Raw genomic sequence first — 17,487 nt, forward strand, 5'->3', positions numbered from 1 at the left:
TGTAGGGGCTGCCTGCAAGCCAAAACCCGGAGACCGATCATTGGAAGACCTCAACTCCCTCTACTACTTCACCCAGGTAGTCGAGCACGGTGGTTTCGCCCCGGCAGGCCGGGCGCTGGACATGCCCAAGTCGAAGCTCAGCCGGCGCATTGCCGACCTGGAGGAGCGCCTGGGCGTGCGCCTGCTGCACCGCACCAGCCGCCATTGCTCGCTCACCGAGATCGGCCAGGCCTACTACAACCGCTGCCTGGCCATGCGCGTGGAGGCCGAGGGTGCGGCGGAGATCATCGAGCGCAACCGCAGCGAACCGCGCGGGCTGGTGCGCATCAGTTGCCCGACCACCCTGCTCAACTCCTGGGTCGGGCCGATGCTGACCCGCTACATGCTCAAGTACCCGCAGGTGGAGCTGTTCATCGAAAGTACCAACCGCCGCGTCGACCTGCTGCATGAGGGCTTCGACATCGCTTTGCGGGTGCGCTTTCCGCCGTTGGAAAACACCGACATGGTGATGAAGGTGCTAAGCAACAGCACCCAGTGCCTGGTCGGCCAACCTCAATACCTGGAGCAGCTGCCCAAAGGTTTCGACCCACAGTTGCTCAGCACGCTGCCCAGCCTGCACTGGGGCAGCGCCCAGCGCGAGTATCAGTGGGAGCTGTTTCGGGGTGAAGACAGCAGCCGCAGCATCGTCATCCCGCACAAACCACGCATGGTGACCGACGACCTGTTTGCCCTGCGTCATTTCGTGGTGGCCGGGGTCGGCATTGCGCACTTGCCGCGGGTGGCTGTGCGCGAGGACCTGGCGGCGGGGCGGCTGGTGGAGCTGATCCCGGACTGGCACCCGCGCTGTGGCATCGTGCATGCAATCTTCCCATCGCGGCGCGGGTTACTGCCTTCGGTGCGGGCGTTGATCGATCATCTGGCTGAGGAGTTTGCGATCAGCGACATGGCTTGAGTCCTGAGCTGGCTTCTTCGCGGGCATGCCTGCTCCTACAGGTACCGCACAGGGCTCAGACCCTGTGGGAGCGGGCGCGCCCGCGAAGAGGCCGGTACAGGCAAACCAAATCCCCCAGCACACCCTTACAAGACCCCTGGCCTATCCTTCACCCACACTCCCGGATCATCCGCCGGAGCCCCCCATGATCCGCGCCACCCACGGACCAGGCCGCGCCCTGCTCGCCACCCTCGCCCTGTGCCCGGCACTCAGCCAGGCCGCTGAACCCGGCTGGTCGCTGCTCAGCCGCAATTACGTCCTGCACAGCGGCTTTCGCTCACCTTCCGGCAGTGGCCAGAACTACCGCCAGGAATGGGCCCAGGGCTTCATCGGCGAGGTCCGCTCCGGCTTCACCGAAGGCACGCTTGGCGTCGGCATCGACGCCCATGGCTTTCTCGGTTTCAAGCTAGACGGCGGTCGCGGCCATGCCGGCACCGGCCTGCTGCCGCGCGACAGCGATGGGCGCGCCGAATCCGACTACTCCAGCGCCGGCGCCGCGCTAAAGCTGCGCCTGGGCAACACCCAGCTGCGCTACGGGGAAATGATGGTGGAAACCCCGGTATTCGACACCGGCGACAAACGCTTGCACCCCGAATACGCCACCGGCTGGTTGGTCGAGAACACCGATTTGCCCGACTGGCGGCTGCAGGCCGGGCGTTTCACCGCCTTCAACAACCAGGACAACAGTTCGACCCACGACGATTTCAGCGGCTACGGCGCCACCACCCACAACCGCGCCATCAGCCTGGCAGGCGCCACGTTCGCACCTGCTGGCCCGTTCGGCGGCGCGCTGTATGCGGGGCAACTTCAGGACACTTGGCGCCAGGCCTACCTGAACCTGAACCTGGCCGAAGGCAACTGGCGCCTGGACGGCAACCTTTACCACACCCGTGACACCGGTAGCGCCAGCGCCGGTGCAATCGACACGCTCGCCTACAGCCTGCTGGCCAAGTACCGTTTCGGTGCCCAGGCGCTGAGCCTGGCCTATCAGAAGGTCGAGGGCGACACTCCGTTCGACTTCGTCGGTGGCGACTCCATCTACCTGGCCAATTCGATCAAATACGGCGACTTCAACGGCCCTGGCGAGCGCTCGTGGCAACTGCGCTACGACCTAGACTTCGCTACCCTGGGCGTGCCCGGCCTGAGCCTGATGGGCCGTTACGTCAGTGGCCGCGACATCGATGGCAGCCATGCCCCGGCAAACGGGGGTTATGTGAACCAGTACGGCAACGGCGGCAAGCACTGGGAGCGCGACATAGACCTGAAATACGTGGTGCAGTCCGGTGCCGCCAAGGACCTGAGCCTGTCGTTCTCCCACGTTAGCCACCGTGCCAACCAGGCCCAGGGCGGCGATGACATCGACCGCCTCTACCTGATCATCGAATACCCCCTCAAAGGCAGTTTCTAAAGTCGGGCTTTCAGCGCGACCCTTCGCGGGCACGCCCGCTCCCACAGGTTTGGCGCTGAACTCAAGAAATGCGCGATCCCCTGTGGGAGCGGGCGTGCCCGCGAAGGGCTGCAAAGCAGCCCCAGTAACGCTTGACTGACAGGCATTACCGGCGCGGCCCCTTCTTCTCGACATCACATCAGCTTAGAAAGCAAAGCACGAACAGCCCAGCGCCCCCCAGAAGCCCTGGAAGTCGTTGACCGGCACACTCGATTTGCGCGCCTTGTCATGGCTGTGCGCATGCACCCCGCACGGCCCCGAACACTGGTGCACGGCTGCCGCCAGCGACGGCGTACCCACGCGCCAGTGCCCCGGCACCTTGGCTACTGGAGACCACTCCGGCAGCACCGGCACCTGCGGTGGGCCGAGGCGGTCGAATTCGCCGGCACCGTATACCACCTTGCCATCGACAATGGTCAGCACCGATTCGATGCCCTTGATCGCTTCTTCATCAACGCTGAAGAAGTCCAACGACAGTGCCGCCAGGTCGGCCAGTTGGCCTACTTTGATCTGGCCCTTCTTGCCCTGCTCGCTGGAGAACCAGGCGCTGCCCTGGGTGAACAGCTGCAGCGCGGTCTCGCGGTCCAGGCCTTCCTTGTACAGCTCCATGCCGCCAACGGTCTTGCCGCTGACCAGCCAGTACAGCGAGGTCCAGGGGTTGTAGCTGGACACGCGGGTAGCGTCGGTGCCCGCGCCGACCGGCACGCCCATCTCGAGCATGCGTTTGATCGGCGGGGTCTGCTCGGCAGCCTTGGCGCCATAGCGGTCGACGAAGTACTCGCCCTGGAAGGCCATGCGGTCCTGGATGGCGATGCCGCCGCCCAGCGCACGCACGCGCTCGATGTTCTGCGGGGTGATGGTTTCGGCGTGGTCGAAGAACCACGGCAGGCCATTGAACGGGATATCGCGGTTGACCTTCTCGAACACGTCGAGCATGCGCGTGATCGATTCGTTGTAGGTGGCATGCAGGCGGAACGGCCAGCGCTGCTCGACCAGGTGGCGCACCACCGGCTCCAGCTCTTCTTCCATGGTCTGCGGCAGGTCCGGGCGCGGCTCGAGGAAGTCCTCGAAGTCGGCGGCGGAGAACACCAGCATTTCGCCAGCGCCGTTGTGGCGCAGGAAGTCGGTGCCGCTGTGCAGCTTGACGCTGGACGTCCACTTCTTGAAGTCGTCCAGTTCTTCCTTGGGCTTCTGGGTGAACAGGTTGTAGGCAATGCGCACTGTCAGCTGGTTGTTGTCGGCCAGCTCCTGGATCACCGAGTAGTCGTCGGGGAAGTTCTGGTAGCCGCCGCCAGCGTCGATGGCACTGGTCAGGCCCAGGCGGTTCAGCTCACGCATGAACTGGCGGGTCGAGTTGACCTGATACTCCAGCGGCAGCTTCGGCCCTTTGGCCAGGGTGGCGTAGAGGATCATCGCGTTCGGGCGGGCGATCAGCATGCCGGTGGGGTTGCCGAACTTGTCGCGCTGGATTTCGCCGCCCGGCGGGTTCGGGGTGCTCTTGTCGTAGCCGACAGCCTTGAGTGCGGCACGGTTGAGCAAGGCGCGGTCGTAGAGGTGCAACAGGAACACCGGCGTATCGGGTGCAGCCTGGTTGATTTCTTCCAGGGTCGGCATGCGTTTTTCGGCGAACTGGAACTCGTTCCAGCCACCCACCACACGCACCCACTGCGGGGTAGGCGTGCGCGCAGCCTGGTCCTTGAGCATGCGCAGGGCATCGGCCACCGACGGCACGCCTTCCCAGCGCAGCTCCAGGTTGTAGTTCAGGCCGCCGCGGATCAGGTGCAGGTGCGAGTCGTTCAGGCCGGGGATGACCGTACGCTGCTTGAGGTCGACGATTTGCGTGCTGGCGCCCTTGTGGGCCATGGCCTCGGCGTCGTTGCCCACGGCGATGAAGCGGCCGTCCTTGATGGCGACGGCGGTGGCAGTGGGCTTTTCGCGGTCAACGGTGTGCAGCTTGCCGTTGAACAGAATCAGGTCGGCGGTCATGGAACCTCCTTGGGTGGATGCGTGAGCGGAACCGGCGGCGCCGGTGAAGGGCAATGCAGACCAGAGCGCGCCGGCAGCACCCAGTACGGTGCTGCTGGCGAGGAACTGGCGACGGGTCTTGTCGTGGCGGTCCTGGGACATGGTGTTCTCCGTCTCTGCGCGCGGCGGCGGCAGGCGCGACTGCAGAGCATGCCGCCTGGTACAGGGGCAAGGCTTGGATGGATGTGCGGTGGGGCTGTAGAAGGTTAGCCGTGATCAAGTTTTGTGTTGCCTGGGCTGGCCCTAATCGCCGGCAAGCCAGCTCCCACAAGGGCTTCACAGCTTCTGAGCCGTGAACAGCCCCTGTGGGAGCTGACATGCCGGCGTTTGGGGCCGCAAAGCGGCCCCGGCTACTCAGCGACTCAAGAACGCCAGCAAGTCCTCATTCAGCTGCTGCGCGTGAGTCACGGCAAACCCATGCGGCGCGCCGGCGTACACCTTCAGCTCAGCTCCACGAATCTGTTTCGCTGCCTGCTTGCCGGTAGTCTCGAACGGCACGATCTGGTCGTCATCGCCATGGATCACCAACGTCGGTACATCGACCTTGGCCATGTCCGACCGGAAGTCGGTTTCGGAGAACGCCGTCACACAATCCAGGGTGGCCTTGAGCGACGCCATCAGCGCAATGTTCAAAGTCTGCGTCTGCACGCCCTGGGATACCTGCTGCCCATGGTTGATGCCATAGAACGGCGCGGCGAAATCAGCGATGAACTGCGCCCGGTCGGCACGCAGACCAGCCACGATACCTTCGAACACCGATAGGTCGACACCCTCGGGGTTGTCGTCACGCTTGCCGAACACCGGCGTAACGGCGCCCAGCAGCACCAGCCCGGCGACCCGCTCGGTGCCGTAGCGACCGATGTAGCGGCTTACGTCACCGCCGCCCATGGAGAAGCCGACCAAGGTCACCTCACGCAGGTCGAGGTGTTCGATCAGCTGGGCGATGTCATCAGCGAAGGTGTCGTAGTCGTAGCCGTTCCATGGCTGGCTCGAGCGCCCGAAACCGCGGCGGTCGAAGGCAATGGCGCGGTAACCGCGGCTGGCCAGGAACTCCATCTGCGTGTCCCACATATCGGCATTCAGCGGCCAGCCGTGGCTGAACAGCACGGGCTTGCCGGTGCCCCAGTCCTTGAAGTAGATCGAAGTGCCATCGCGGGTAACGAACGTGCTCATAGCGGTATCTCCTGAAAGTGTCGAGGACAGGGGCTGGCTCAGCCGCGCAGCCAGTTGGCGCAGCGACGGGTTACCCAAGGCATGATGTAGAACACCACGGGCAGAATGACGAACAGGTTGACGATCAGGTTGCCGGTGATCACGCCCCCCAGTGGCGGGAAGCGGGCAAACAGCGGCGCCAGCAGTTGCGGCACGACCATGGTCATCGGGCAGATCACCAGGTAGGTTAGCAGCGCCTGCTTCCAACGCGGTGGTTGCGCGGCCGAGGTACCCGGCGTGCTATCGAGCACCTGGTGCTGCAGGCATACGGTCACCACTTCGCGGTTGTCTTGGAGTGCGGTGTTCATCGGCGTTCCTTGGATGAGCTTGCCCACAGCCACTGTGCAACGGCCAAAGGGCGCTGGATTGGATAAGTGTGCTGCCCTGCGCGGGCACCGGCTGAGCGTGCCCGCGGGCGCGGCTTACTTGTTGGCGTTGAAGGCGTTGTAGCTGGTCATGAGGTTGCGGTAGTCCGGGATGTGGTTGGAGCACAGCGCGGCCAGGCCTTCAATGTCGTTGCGCCAGTCGCGGTGCAGCTCGCAGGCAACCCCGAACCAGGTCATCAACTGGGCGCCAGCGCGGCTCATGCGGTCATGGGCGGCGTCGCGGGTCATGGCGTTGAAGGTGCCGGAGGCATCGGTAACCACGAACACGTCGAACTCTTCTTCCAGGGCGGCCAGCGCCGGGAAGGCTACGCACACTTCGGTGACCACGCCGGCGATGATCAGCTGCTTCTTGCCGGTGGCCTTCACGGCCTTCACGAAGTCTTCGTTATCCCAGGCGTTGATCTGGCCTGGGCGGGCGATGTACGGCGCGTCCGGGAACAGGGCTTTCAGTTCCGGCACCAGCGGGCCGTTGGGGCCTTGTTCGAAGCTGGTGGTGAGGATGGTCGGCAGGTTGAAGAACTTGGCCAGGTCAGCCAGGGCCAGCACGTTGTTCTTGAAGGCATCCGGCTCGATGTCGCGCACCAGCGACAGCAGGCCAGCCTGGTGGTCGACCAGCAGTACGGCGGCATCGTCTTTGTTCAGGCGGTTGTATTTGAAGTTGGTCATGGGGGTAGCTCCTGAGGGTTTTGATTTCAGTAATTGGGGTGTTTCGCGTTGATGGGAGAAGATTAAAACCTTCACATTTGGTGCGGTAGATAGCTGTTTTTGGCTTTAGCGTTCTGTTTCAGGAACGATAGATCGGCGCTGGATTTGCTGGCCTCTTCGCGGGCTTGCCCGCTCCCACAGGGACCGCACCACGCTCAGGTTACGCACGATGCCTGTGGGGGCGGGTTTACCCGCACGTAGGCTCCCATTGCCTGCCCGGCCAACCTGCTCTATTACTACCCACAGCCCTCCCCTCACCCCCGAGACCACCATGCTGGCGTTCATCCAGTCGTCCCCGTTGTTGCTCGGTACTGCCCTGATCCTGCTCGACCTCGTAATCTGGCAGTTGATCCCCCTCCAGCACCGGGCCTGGCGCATCGGTACGCGGCTGGTGCTTTTCGTGTTGTTCAGCGCGGTGCTGGTGGCCGCCGGCATGAGCCCGCTGCAGCCACCGCCCTGGCCGGACGATGTTGCGCGCAACCTGATGGCCACGGTATTGGCCATAGGCTGGTGGCTGCTTGGCGCGCGCACGGTCACCGTGGTGTTCGGCCTGTTGCTGGTAGCGCGGGGTAGCCACGGCGGGCGCTTGCTGCAGGACGTGCTGGGGGCGCTGATCTTCCTTGCCGCGGTAGTCGCGGCGGCAGGCTATGTGCTGCAGCTGCCAGTCAAGGGCCTGCTGGCCACCTCGGGTGTGATGGCCATCGTCATAGGCCTGGCGTTGCAGAGCACGCTGGCCGACGTGTTCAGCGGCATCGTGCTGAACACCACGCGGCCCTACCAGATTGGCGATTCGATCGCGATCGACGGCACCGAAGGCAAGGTGCTGGATATCGACTGGCGGGCCACGCGCCTGCTCACAGGCACAGGTAGCCTGGCGGTGATCCCCAATTCGGTGGCAGCCAAGGCGCGCCTGCTCAACCACAGCAGGCCGGCGGATGTGCATGGGGTGTCGATCAATGTGGTAGTACCGGCCAAAGTGCGGCCCAGGCGGGTGTTCGACGCACTGGAAAAAGCCCTGCAGGGCACCAGCGCGATCCTTGCGTCACCTGCGCCCAAGGTGTCGGTCAAGGCCTCGACACTGGAGTCGGTGGAGTACGAGGCCAGCGGGTTCATTGCCGACATGAGCGGCAAGACTGCGGCACGCAACCAGTTGTTCGACCTGGCGCACCGCCACCTGGAGGCGAGCGGGGTGATGTGGAACGTCGACCTGGCCATGCCGCCACGCAGCCGACAGCGCGAAGTGCTGGACGAGGTGCGGGTGTTCCGTTCGCTAAGCGCTGAAGAGCGTGACGCATTGAGCCAGCGCATGACGGCGGTGGAGTACCTGGCGGATCAGGTGATCCTGGAGGTAGGCGCGCATTCCGAGCATTTGCTGGTGATTGGCAGCGGCGTGGTGTCGGCCTCGGTGCGCGATGGCGACAAGCTGCTGGAGGCCGGCCGCATGGGGCCGGGCGAGGTGCTGGGGGTCGAGGGGATCATTGACGAAGACGAGTCACTGGCCGAGTTCCGCACCCTGACCAGCTGCGTGCTGTACCGCATCGACAAAGAGCAGGTGAAAAGTTGCCTGGCGCAACGTGGCGATGTGCAGACGGCGCTGAGCAAATTGCAGCGGTTCCGGCGCCAGAGCCGGGAGTCGTTGTTGCTGCAGAAGCCGGCCCTGATCAAGAAGGGCGGCTTTCTCAGCTGGCTGCACAAGTAAGCCTGTACTGGCCCTATCGCCGGCAAGCCAGCTCCCACATTGACCGCACAGGCCTCAGGGCTTATGCAGTACCTGTGGGAGCTGGCTTGCCGGCGATAGGGCCAGTGCTTACAACACAACCCTCAGGCATTGCCCCGCGTGGTACAGCGAGAACCCGGACTCATAGAATGCGGTGCGCAGCGATGGCGCACTCACGCCACTCATTGGCGAGAACGGAATCGGCAGGCTGCCGGCATCACCCTTGAGCAGGAACTCGGCAAACGCCCGGCCAATCACGGTGCCGGTGGTATTGCCCCGCCCGTTATACCCGGTTACCGCCACCAGCCCCGGCGCCGGCTCGAACAGGCGCATCAGGTGGTCGGGGGTGAAGTCGATGCAACCGGTCCAGTGCATTTCCCACTCGACCTTGCCCAGGCCCGGGTAGTAATGGCTTTGAATGCGGTCAGCCCAGCTGCGCACGAACCAGGCGGGCTTGTTGTCGACCCGGCCCAGGCTGCCGAGCAACAGGCGGCCCTGGTCGTCACGGCGGATACTGCTGAGCACGGTGCGGGTGTCCCACGAGCCCTGGCCGTGCGGCAGTACCTTGTCGGCCTCAGCGCCTTGCAGCGGCTTGGAGGCGACCTGGTAGTAATAACCGCGGAAGAACTGCTTCTGCAGGTTGCTCCAGTCGCCTTCGGTGTAGGCGCCGGTGGAAATCACCACCTTGTCGGCCCGTACCGAGCCACGGGCCGTCTTGACCCGCCAGGCGCCGCCCTCGCGCGCCAGACCTTCTACAGCCGACTGCTGGAACAGCTGGCCACCCAGGCGCACCACGGCCGCAGCCAGGCCCTGGGTGTAGCCCATGGGGTTGATGGTGCCGGCGCGGCGGTCGAGCAACGCGGCGGAAATCTTGTCGGTGCCACAGTATTCCTGGCACTGCGCACCGGTCAGCAGCTCCACGTCGGCACCGCGACGGCGCCACTGCTCGTGGCGGGCCTCGAGGTCGGCGATGCCGGTGGCGTTGTGCGCCATGTGCAGCGTGCCTTTGTGCTGGGCCTGGCAGTCGATGCCCAGGCGCTCGATCATTGCGAACACTTCAGCCGGGGCTTCACCCAGCACCTGGTTCAGGCGGCTGCCCTGCTTCTGGCCAAGGGTCGCCTCGACGTCGTCGGGGCGGATCCAGGTACCGGCATTGACCAGGCCGACGTTGCGCCCGGAGCCCCCGTGACCGACCTTCCAGGCCTCCAGCAGGATCACCGACTTGCCCTGCTCGAGCAGGTGAATGGCCGCCGACAGGCCGGTAATGCCGCCACCGATCACGCACACATCGGCCTTGTGCTCACCGGCCAGGGCCTGGGCGGCCACGCTCGGTGTGCTGACGAATTCCCACAAGCATTGTTGACGCAGTTCGGACATGGCCCGGCTCCAGCAATTTGTTCTTGTTGGGGCTGCCTTGCAGCCCATTCGCGGGTAAACCCGCCCCTACAGGGGCCGCACAGGTTTGAAAGCTGTGCAGTGCCGGTAGGAGCGGGTTCACCCGCGAACCGGGGGCAAAGCCCCCGGCCATGCAGCATCAACCGATCAGTCGAACACGATTCCCTGTGCCAGCGGCAGCTCGCGCGAGTAGTTCACGGTGTTGGTCTGGCGGCGCATGTAGCCCTTCCAGGCATCCGAACCGGATTCCCGGCCACCACCGGTCTCTTTCTCGCCACCGAACGCACCGCCGATCTCGGCACCGCTGGTGCCGATGTTGACGTTGGCAATGCCGCAATCACTACCCGCAGCGCTCTGGAAACGTTCGGCCTCACGCAGGTCGGTGGTGAAGATGCACGACGACAGGCCTTGTGGCACTTCGTTGTTCAGGCGCAGGGCCTCTTCAAAGTCGTCGTAGGCCAGTACGTAGAGGATCGGGGCGAAGGTTTCGTGGCGGACCACGTCACTTTGCGCCGGCATTTCGGCGATGGCTGGCGACACGTAATAGGCATTCGGGTATTGCTCGGCCAGCTGACGCTCACCACCGAACACCTGGCCACCTTCGTCGCGGGCCTTGGCCAGGGCGCCCTGCATGGCGTCGAACGACAGCTTGTCGATCAGCGGGCCGACCAGGTTGTCCTTGCGCGGGTCGCCAATGCGGACTTTGCCGTAGGCGGCTTTGACCCGGGCAACCACTTCGTCCTTGATCGAACGGTGCACGATCAGACGGCGCAGGGTGGTGCAGCGCTGGCCGGCGGTACCGACCGCCGAGAACAGGATGCCGCGCACGGCCAGGTCGAGGTCGGCGCTGGGGGCCAGGATCATGGCGTTGTTGCCGCCCAGTTCAAGAATGCTGCGGCCGAAGCGTGCAGCCACACGTGGGCCGACTTCGCGCCCCATGCGGGTGCTGCCGGTGGCGCTGACCAGCGGCACACGCGGGTCGTCGACCAAGGCTTCACCGGCTTCACGGCCACCGATGACCAACTGCGCCAGGCCCGCCGGGGCGTCACCAAAGGCTTTCAGGGCTTTCTCGAACAGTGCCTGGCAGGCCAGGGCGGTCAGCGGGGTTTTCTCGGACGGCTTCCATACCACCGAATTGCCGGCCACGAGGGCCAGGGCGGTGTTCCAGGCCCATACCGCGACCGGGAAGTTGAAGGCGCTGATCACGCCGACCACCCCCAGCGGGTGCCAGGTTTCACGCATGTGGTGCCCTGGGCGCTCGGAAGCGATGGTCAGGCCGTACAGTTGGCGCGACAGCCCCACGGCGAAGTCGCAGATGTCGATCATTTCCTGAACTTCACCCAGGCCTTCCTGGGTGATCTTACCGGCTTCGATCGAGACCAGCTCGCCGAGGTCGGCCTTGTGCGCACGCAGCACTTCGCCAAACAGACGCACCAGTTCGCCGCGGCGTGGTGCCGGTACGCTGCGCCAAGCTTCGAAGGCGCTCTGGGCCTGGTCGATGCGGGCGGTGGTCTCGGCCTTGCCGAGCAGTTTCACCGAGGCGATCTGGCTGCCGTCGATCGGCGTGTGAACAGGGTAATCGCCCTGGGTGTAAGCCTCGGCGGTAACGCCAAGGCGCTCGAGCAATCCAGCAACCATTTGTGCTTCTCCTACATCGGGTGATGGGGTGGAAAAATGATGTGGATCAGTATTAATCCGATCACATAGGTACAACAAACGACCTTTATTCCGCATATCATTCCACCAGGTAATGATTCGTATCGCAGAGACCGCTATGTCCAAACGCCTGGTGCCCTCCATGACCGCCCTGCAGTGCTTTGAAGCTGCAGCCCGCCATTTGAGTTTTACCCGTGCCGCTGAAGAGCTGCACCTGACCCAGAGCGCGGTCAGCAAGCAGGTGGCGCAACTGGAGGACATGCTGCGCCATCACCTGTTCCTGCGCATTCGCCGGCGCCTGCAACTGACCCCGGCCGGCAGCCTGTACCTGGCCGAGGTCAACAAGATCCTTACCCAGGTGGATATGTCCAGCCGCTACGTGCTCACCTATGGTGAGCAGACCGAGATACTGAAGGTCGCCACTCAACCGAGTTTTGGCGTGCGCTGGCTAATCCCGCACCTCAAGGGCTTTGGCAAACGGCACAGCAATATCCACCTGGATATCCGCAACGAGATGGAGCCGTTCGCCCTGCTGCAAGGTTCGGCGGATGTAGTGTTTTTCTATGGTCAGGGCACCTGGCCGGGTGCCACCTGCGTGGCGCTGTTCGGCGAAGAAGTGGTACCGGTGTGTGCGCCGGAGCTGCTGGCCGGGCGTGAGTTAGCGGGCGCCGAACAGTTGGCCGAGCTGGTGCTGCTGCAGAGCACCTCGCGCCCCGAGGCCTGGCACGAGTGGTTCCTGGAGCAGGGCCTGCACAGCGTCAACGCCTACCACGGGCCGCGCTTCGACACCTTCTATATGGCATTGAGCGCCGCGCAGACAGGCTGCGGGGTAGCACTGGTGCCGCGCTACCTGGCAGCCAAGGAGCTGGCCGACGGCAGCCTGGTGGTGCCATGGGATCACGCCATGCGCAGTGCCGGGGCACATTACCTGGCGTATGCCGAGCATGCGGCGGAGGTGCCCAGGGTACGGGCGTTGGTGGAGTGGATCGGCGAGCAGTTGCAGGTTTGAGGTTGCCGGGCCGCACCTCAACCTGTAGGAGCGGCCTTGTGTCGCGTTGGGCTGCAAAGCAGCCCCAATGGCCCTGAGGTCGATCAAAAAAGGAATGACACACTCACTTTTTTTCGCTTGTGAGCAAGGTGCATTCCCAGCTTTCATGTAAGCGTCCGAACCTAACCAGGAAGCTAGCGATGCCCGCCCACGATTTCGTCAGCCCCGACAGCATTCGCGCGCAGTTTTCTGCCGCCATGTCGCTCATGTACAAACAGGAAGTGCCGCTGTACGGCACGCTGCTGGAGCTGGTGAGCGAAATCAACCAGCAGGTCATGGCCCAGCAGCCCGAAATTGCCGAGGCCCTGCGCTGGACCGGCGAAATCGAGCGCCTGGACCACGAGCGGCATGGCGCCATCCGGGTTGGCACCGCTGCAGAACTGGCCACCATCGCCCGCCTGTTCGCGGTGATGGGCATGCAGCCGGTTGGGTACTACGACCTTAGCTCTGCCGGTGTGCCGGTGCACTCCACCGCGTTCCGCGCGGTGCACGAGCAGTCCCTGCACATCAGCCCGTTCCGGGTGTTCACCTCGCTGCTGCGCCTGGAACTGATCGACAACCCGCAACTGCGCGAACTGGCCAAGAGCATCCTGGCCAAGCGCCAGATCTTCACCCCGCGCGCCCTCGACCTGATCGCCCAGTGCGAGCGCGACGGCGGCTTGAATGCCAGCGATGCCGCCACATTCGTGCAGGAAGCCCTGCACACCTTCCGCTGGCACCAGGACGCCACCGTCACCGCCGCGCAATATCAGCAGTTGCACGATCAGCACCGGCTGATTGCCGACGTGGTGGCCTTCAAGGGCCCGCACATCAACCACCTGACCCCGCGTACGCTGGACATCGATGCCATTCAGGTCGGCATGCCGGCCAAGGGCATTCCACCCAAGGCCGTGGTGGAAGGCCCGCCCACCCGCCGCCACCCGATCCTGCTGCGCCAGACCAGCTTCAAGGCCCTGCAGGAAAAGGTCGCTTTCAGCGAACAGCAGGGCAGCGAAGGCAGCCACACCGCGCGCTTTGGCGAAATCGAGCAGCGCGGTGCGGCCCTGACACCCAAAGGCCGCCAGCTGTACGACACATTGCTCGATGCCACCCGCGCTGCCTTGGGTGGGGCGCCGGCCGAGGCCAACGCCGAGCGTTACATGGCACTGCTGCAGGAGAACTTTGCCCAATTCCCGGACGACTTGGCGCAGATGCGTGAACAGGGGCTGGCGTACTTCCGCTACTTCGCCACCGAAAAAGGCCTGGCCGCACGTGACCAGCAAGGCCGCCCCACCACCCTGGAGGGCTTGATCGAGGCCGGCCATGTGCACTTTGAAGCGCTGGTCTACGAGGACTTTCTGCCGGTGAGCGCGGCGGGCATCTTCCAGTCCAACCTGGGTGACGATGCGCAGGCCGAGTACGGCAGCAATGCCAACCGCGATGCCTTTGAAGCGGCATTGGGGCTGCAGGTGCAGGATGAGCTGGCGCTGTATGCGCAAAGCGAGCAGCGGTCGCTGCTGGCGTGTGCGCAGGCATTGAACCTAGGTTCGATGTAAGCCGGTAGATCGCCGGGGGCGCGCCCGCCCCCACAGGATCACCACAGGCCCAAGGCTTGCGCTGTACCTGTAGGAGCGGGCGTGCCCGCGAATGGGCCGCAAAGCGGCCCCCTGCAGTATCAGCGGAAACGATCAACTTCCTGCCGTAACTGCCCCGCCAGCCCTTCCAGCTCCCGCGCGGTAAAAGCCAGCTCATTGGCCACCTCGCGCTGCTCGCCGTTGGCCTGGGCAATGCTCTGCAAATTGCGGCTGAGCACCGTCGCCGTGCTGCTCTGCTCCTGAGTCGCCGTACTGATCACCGTGAACTGCTCACCCGCCGCACGGCTCTGCTCGTCGATACGCGCCAGCGCTTGCGCCACCTTGTCATTGCGCTGCAGACCATCCTGCATCAGCTGGTTACCCTGCTCCAGGGTCGTGATGGCGTGCCCGGTCTGCTGCTGGATGCTGGTGATCATCCCGGATATTTCATCCGTGGCCTGGCGGGTTCGTGCGGCCAGGCTGCGCACTTCGTCCGCCACCACCGCAAAGCCGCGGCCCTGCTCACCGGCGCGTGCAGCCTCGATGGCCGCATTCAACGCCAGCAGGTTGGTCTGTTCGGCGATGGCAGTGATCACGCTGATGATGCCGCCGATTTCCTGCGAGCGTGCCCCCAGGCTGTCCATCACCGTGGCCGTACCGCCGAGGGCATCGGCGATCTGCTTCAGCGAATGCGACGCTTCATCCATGGCGGTGCGGCCGATACGGGTCTGCTGGGCGTTGTCACGCGCCATGCGCTCGGTGCCCGCCATGTTGTCGGCGATGTTCATCGAGGTGGCGCTGAACTCCTCCACCGCACCGGCCATGCTGGTGATTTCACCGGACTGCTGCTCCATGCCCTCGCAGGCCTCGGCCGACAGGCCAGACAACGATTTGGCGCGCGAGCTGACTTGCTCGGACGCACTGCGAATGTGCTCGACCATGCCTGACAAGGCCTCGCCCATCTTGTTGAAGCTGCTGGCCAGTTGACCGATTTCGTCGTGGCTGGTCACGCTCAGCCGCGTGCTCAGGTCACCTGCGCCCAGCGCTTCAGCCTGGCGCACCAGCGCGTCCAGCGGGCGCAGTTTGCGCCGCAACAGCCACAAGGTGGCCGCCACCGCCAGGACCATGGCCAGCAGGCTGCCGATGGCCAGGCGCAGGCCTACGCTCCAGGTCACCTCACGAATTTCCGCCATCGGCATGCTCGCCACCACCGTCCACGGGCCTTCGGCAAAGGCGGCCGTTGCGCTGTACAGCGGTTGCTCGGCATTGGCTGGCGGCACCAGCCACTGGCCGCTCTCGTCCTGCAGGGCCAGCGAGCCGGTCTGGCCAATGCGGAAACGCTTGAGGTTGGCAAACTGGGTGTTCTGCGCATCGGTGTAGTCGAAGCCTACGAACAATACGGCGATTACCCGGCCGTTGCCGTCACTCACCGGCACATAGCGGGTCATGTAGTTGCGCTCGAACAACACGGCGCGGCCAACGTACATTTGCCCGGCCAGCAACTTGCGGTAGGCCGGGTGCTGACGGTCGAGCTGAGTGCCAATGGCGCGGCTGCCGTCCTGCTTCTTCAGGTTGGTGCTGATACGCACGAAGTCTTCGCCACTGCGCACGAACAGCGTGGCGATGCCAGCGGTCATCTGCTGGAATTCGTCAACCTGCTGAAAATCGTTGTTCAGCAAATGATCACCCAGGTACAGCGCCGGTGTTGCCTGCCCGGCGACCTGCACCGTTTCACCGGCATGCAGCGACAGGCCCGAGGCGAAGCGGCGCTCGAACAACCCGCTGAGGCGCTGGGTATTGTCCTTGAGCGAACTGTGGAAAGTTTCGAGCTGATCGGCCAGCAGGCGCGCTTCACTGGCCAGGTGCGCCTGGCGTGTGGCGAGGTTGGCCTCGTCCAGCGAACGCAGGGCAAACAGGGTACTGCCGGAAATCACCAGCGCCAGCACGATGGCGAGGGCGACACCAAGCTGCGAGGCTATGCGGGCACGGGGTTGAGACATGTGAAGCTCCTGGCAAGAGGCCGGGATCGTCCTGATCACGCTGACCGCCCGCTTCCTATCGACGGGAAGTGCGCCCTCTTCCGGGACGCTGCTGCCAGTGAATCGGCGTCGCGGGCGAATACTTGAGTGTCGGGCCGGGATATTCGCAAACGTTTTCTACACCTGTTGTGGCTCTGTCGCCGGCAAGCCGGCTCCCACACGTGCAGCACAGGTCTTGAGCGCATCGCTACCGGTGTGGGAGCTGGCTTGCCGGCGACAAGGCCAGTGCAAGCCATCAAAGGGGCGGCAGTATTTCCACATCCGGGAGATCCATGGCCGCCACCTCCTGTTCCAGAAACGCACTCAACCGGCGCAAACGCTCGCCCCCACGCCGGGTACGCGGCCACACCAGGTAGTAATCCATGCCACTGGGCACCGCCGTCGGCCAGGGCAGGCTCAGGCGCTTCTGCGCCACGTCCTCGGCCACCATCAGCAAGTCGCCGATGGAGACGCCGTAGCCACGCGCGGCGGCAATCATGCTCAGCTCCAGCGTGTCGAAAACCTGCCCACCCTTGAGCGATACCTTGCCAGCGAGGCCCATGCGCTGCAGCCAGTCACGCCAGTCGCGCTTGTCCACCGTGGGGTGCAGCAGCTCGATACCGGCCAGCCGGGACACGCTCCAGGGCTTTTCGCCAAGCAGGTCAGGTGCGCCGACCGGAATCAACAACTCCGGGAACAGCTTGCGCACCTCCCAGTCTGCCGGGAACACCCCATCGCTGAGCAACACCGCACAATCGAACGGTTCCTGGTTGAAGTCCACATGGTCCACATCCATCCAGGCGCTGGTCAGTTGTACCTCGTTACCGGGTTGCAGGTGGCGAAAGCGGCTCAGACAGGCCAGCAACCACCGCATGGTCAGGGTCGAAGGTGCCTTCATGCGCAGGATGTCATCTTCACCACACAGGGTTTCAGAGGCACGGGCGAACGCAGCAAAGCCTTCGCGCACCCCCGGCAGCAACACCCGCCCTGCTTCGGTCAGTTGCAGGTTGCGGCCACTGCGCACGAACAGGCGGCAGGCGAAATGCTCTTCCAGGGTGCGGATGTGCCGGCTGATGGCACTTTGCGTGATCGACAGCTCTTCGCCCGCGCGGGTGAACGAACTGAGCCGCGCGGCAGCTTCAAATGCGCGCAAGGCATACAGCGGAGGTAGCTGGCGCGACATAGGGCACCTGCAATCTGGGGACAGAAGCGAATTATCCGAAACTTGCAGGCATGAGTTCAACTCATGCCAACCATCGCTTTTATCCTTTTGTGCAAAGTTGACCAAAGCCTCAGAATTGCGCTTCGTTGATCACCTCAGGAACAAGGACAGC

13 protein-coding genes and 1 pseudogene are annotated in these 17,487 nt (G+C 64.2%); 5 read left to right on the forward strand and 9 right to left on the reverse strand.

The genetic code is table 11. The features are described from left to right. The first annotated feature begins 40 nt into the window (after positions 1–40). Entirely contained in the window at positions 41–952 is a 912-nt protein-coding gene (locus GEV39_RS24480; RefSeq protein WP_054881724.1) for a LysR substrate-binding domain-containing protein, read from the forward strand. Positions 953–1,136: 184 nt separating this feature from the next. Beyond that, positions 1,137–2,399 (forward strand): OprD family porin, encoded by a 1,263-nt coding sequence (locus GEV39_RS24485; protein WP_173891535.1) that lies wholly within the window; start codon positions 1,137–1,139, stop codon positions 2,397–2,399. A 183-nt stretch (positions 2,400–2,582) separates the two neighbouring features. On the opposite strand, the gene GEV39_RS24490 is transcribed toward GEV39_RS24485, so the two are convergent. The 4 genes from GEV39_RS24490 to ycaC all read right to left on the reverse strand — a co-directional run bounded on the left by GEV39_RS24490 (position 2,583) and on the right by ycaC (position 6,727). Then, a complete protein-coding gene (locus GEV39_RS24490) occupies positions 2,583–4,424 on the reverse strand; it encodes an amidohydrolase (protein WP_173891764.1) in 1,842 nt (613 codons plus the stop codon). A gap of 393 nt (positions 4,425–4,817) precedes the next feature. Beyond that, on the reverse strand, positions 4,818–5,636 hold the full coding sequence (locus tag GEV39_RS24495) for an alpha/beta fold hydrolase (protein WP_173891536.1): 819 nt from the start codon (positions 5,634–5,636) through the stop codon (positions 4,818–4,820). Between the two features lie 38 nt (positions 5,637–5,674). Beyond that, positions 5,675–5,983 (reverse strand): putative antibiotic biosynthesis monooxygenase, encoded by a 309-nt coding sequence (locus tag GEV39_RS24500; protein WP_173891537.1) that lies wholly within the window; start codon positions 5,981–5,983, stop codon positions 5,675–5,677. A 114-nt stretch (positions 5,984–6,097) separates the two neighbouring features. Further along, positions 6,098–6,727, reverse strand: a complete 630-nt coding sequence (gene ycaC / locus GEV39_RS24505; protein WP_009681621.1) for an isochorismate family cysteine hydrolase YcaC — start codon at positions 6,725–6,727, stop codon at positions 6,098–6,100. Positions 6,728–7,037: 310 nt separating this feature from the next. On the opposite strand from ycaC, the gene GEV39_RS24510 reads away from it, so the two are divergent. Next, positions 7,038–8,465, forward strand: coding sequence for a mechanosensitive ion channel family protein (locus GEV39_RS24510; protein ID WP_173891538.1), 1,428 nt, complete (start codon positions 7,038–7,040; stop codon positions 8,463–8,465). A gap of 108 nt (positions 8,466–8,573) precedes the next feature. Here the strand turns inward: GEV39_RS24510 and amaA are convergent, their stop codons facing one another. Next, positions 8,574–9,860 carry an L-pipecolate oxidase gene (amaA, locus tag GEV39_RS24515; RefSeq protein ID WP_173891539.1) on the reverse strand — a complete coding sequence of 429 codons (1,287 nt, stop codon included), beginning with the start codon at positions 9,858–9,860 and terminating at the stop codon, positions 8,574–8,576. A gap of 165 nt (positions 9,861–10,025) precedes the next feature. Next, the gene (gene amaB, locus GEV39_RS24520; protein ID WP_173891540.1) at positions 10,026–11,516 is read right to left on the reverse strand and encodes an L-piperidine-6-carboxylate dehydrogenase; all 1,491 of its coding nucleotides are present in this window, start codon (positions 11,514–11,516) and stop codon (positions 10,026–10,028) included. A gap of 136 nt (positions 11,517–11,652) precedes the next feature. Between amaB and GEV39_RS24525 the strand changes: the two genes are divergently transcribed. Together GEV39_RS24525 and hglS are read left to right on the forward strand one after the other, a co-directional pair. Further along, a complete protein-coding gene (locus GEV39_RS24525) occupies positions 11,653–12,543 on the forward strand; it encodes a LysR family transcriptional regulator (protein WP_173891541.1) in 891 nt (296 codons plus the stop codon). Between the two features lie 179 nt (positions 12,544–12,722). After that, positions 12,723–14,117 (forward strand): 2-oxoadipate dioxygenase/decarboxylase HglS, encoded by a 1,395-nt coding sequence (gene hglS, locus GEV39_RS24530; RefSeq protein ID WP_173891542.1) that lies wholly within the window; start codon positions 12,723–12,725, stop codon positions 14,115–14,117. A 119-nt stretch (positions 14,118–14,236) separates the two neighbouring features. On the opposite strand, the gene GEV39_RS26685 is transcribed toward hglS, so the two are convergent. The 3 genes and pseudogenes from GEV39_RS26685 to GEV39_RS24540 form a co-directional block, all read right to left on the reverse strand. Beyond that, complete coding sequence (locus GEV39_RS26685; protein ID WP_502708020.1) at positions 14,237–15,097, reverse strand: methyl-accepting chemotaxis protein; 861 nt, start codon at positions 15,095–15,097, stop codon at positions 14,237–14,239. Beyond that, positions 15,092–16,135 (reverse strand): annotated as a pseudogene (locus tag GEV39_RS26690) (Cache 3/Cache 2 fusion domain-containing protein); the annotation flags it as partial. The gene GEV39_RS26685 and the pseudogene GEV39_RS26690, both read right to left, overlap by 6 nt. A 274-nt stretch (positions 16,136–16,409) precedes the next feature. Next, a complete protein-coding gene (locus GEV39_RS24540) occupies positions 16,410–17,336 on the reverse strand; it encodes a LysR substrate-binding domain-containing protein (protein WP_173891544.1) in 927 nt (308 codons plus the stop codon). Positions 17,337–17,487 lie beyond the last annotated feature (151 nt).

Source organism: Pseudomonas sp. NY5710, assembly GCF_013305665.1.
GTDB classification, from domain to species: domain Bacteria; phylum Pseudomonadota; class Gammaproteobacteria; order Pseudomonadales; family Pseudomonadaceae; genus Aquipseudomonas; species Aquipseudomonas juntendi.

Bases quoted from the DNA above. Each gene is read 5' to 3' on its own strand.
- GEV39_RS24485 (WP_173891535.1), top strand. From the start codon at position 1,137: ATGATCCGCGCCACCCACGGACCAGGCCGCGCCCTGCTCGCCACCCTC.
- GEV39_RS24490 (WP_173891764.1), bottom strand. From the start codon at position 4,424: ATGACCGCCGACCTGATTCTGTTCAACGGCAAGCTGCACACCGTTGAC.
- GEV39_RS24495 (WP_173891536.1), bottom strand. From the start codon at position 5,636: ATGAGCACGTTCGTTACCCGCGATGGCACTTCGATCTACTTCAAGGAC.
- GEV39_RS24500 (WP_173891537.1), bottom strand. From the start codon at position 5,983: ATGAACACCGCACTCCAAGACAACCGCGAAGTGGTGACCGTATGCCTG.
- ycaC (WP_009681621.1), bottom strand. From the start codon at position 6,727: ATGACCAACTTCAAATACAACCGCCTGAACAAAGACGATGCCGCCGTA.
- GEV39_RS24510 (WP_173891538.1), top strand. From the start codon at position 7,038: ATGCTGGCGTTCATCCAGTCGTCCCCGTTGTTGCTCGGTACTGCCCTG.
- amaA (WP_173891539.1), bottom strand. From the start codon at position 9,860: ATGTCCGAACTGCGTCAACAATGCTTGTGGGAATTCGTCAGCACACCG.
- amaB (WP_173891540.1), bottom strand. From the start codon at position 11,516: ATGGTTGCTGGATTGCTCGAGCGCCTTGGCGTTACCGCCGAGGCTTAC.
- GEV39_RS24525 (WP_173891541.1), top strand. From the start codon at position 11,653: ATGTCCAAACGCCTGGTGCCCTCCATGACCGCCCTGCAGTGCTTTGAA.
- hglS (WP_173891542.1), top strand. From the start codon at position 12,723: ATGCCCGCCCACGATTTCGTCAGCCCCGACAGCATTCGCGCGCAGTTT.
- GEV39_RS26685 (WP_502708020.1), bottom strand. From the start codon at position 15,097: ATGGGCGAGGCCTTGTCAGGCATGGTCGAGCACATTCGCAGTGCGTCC.
- GEV39_RS24540 (WP_173891544.1), bottom strand. From the start codon at position 17,336: ATGTCGCGCCAGCTACCTCCGCTGTATGCCTTGCGCGCATTTGAAGCT.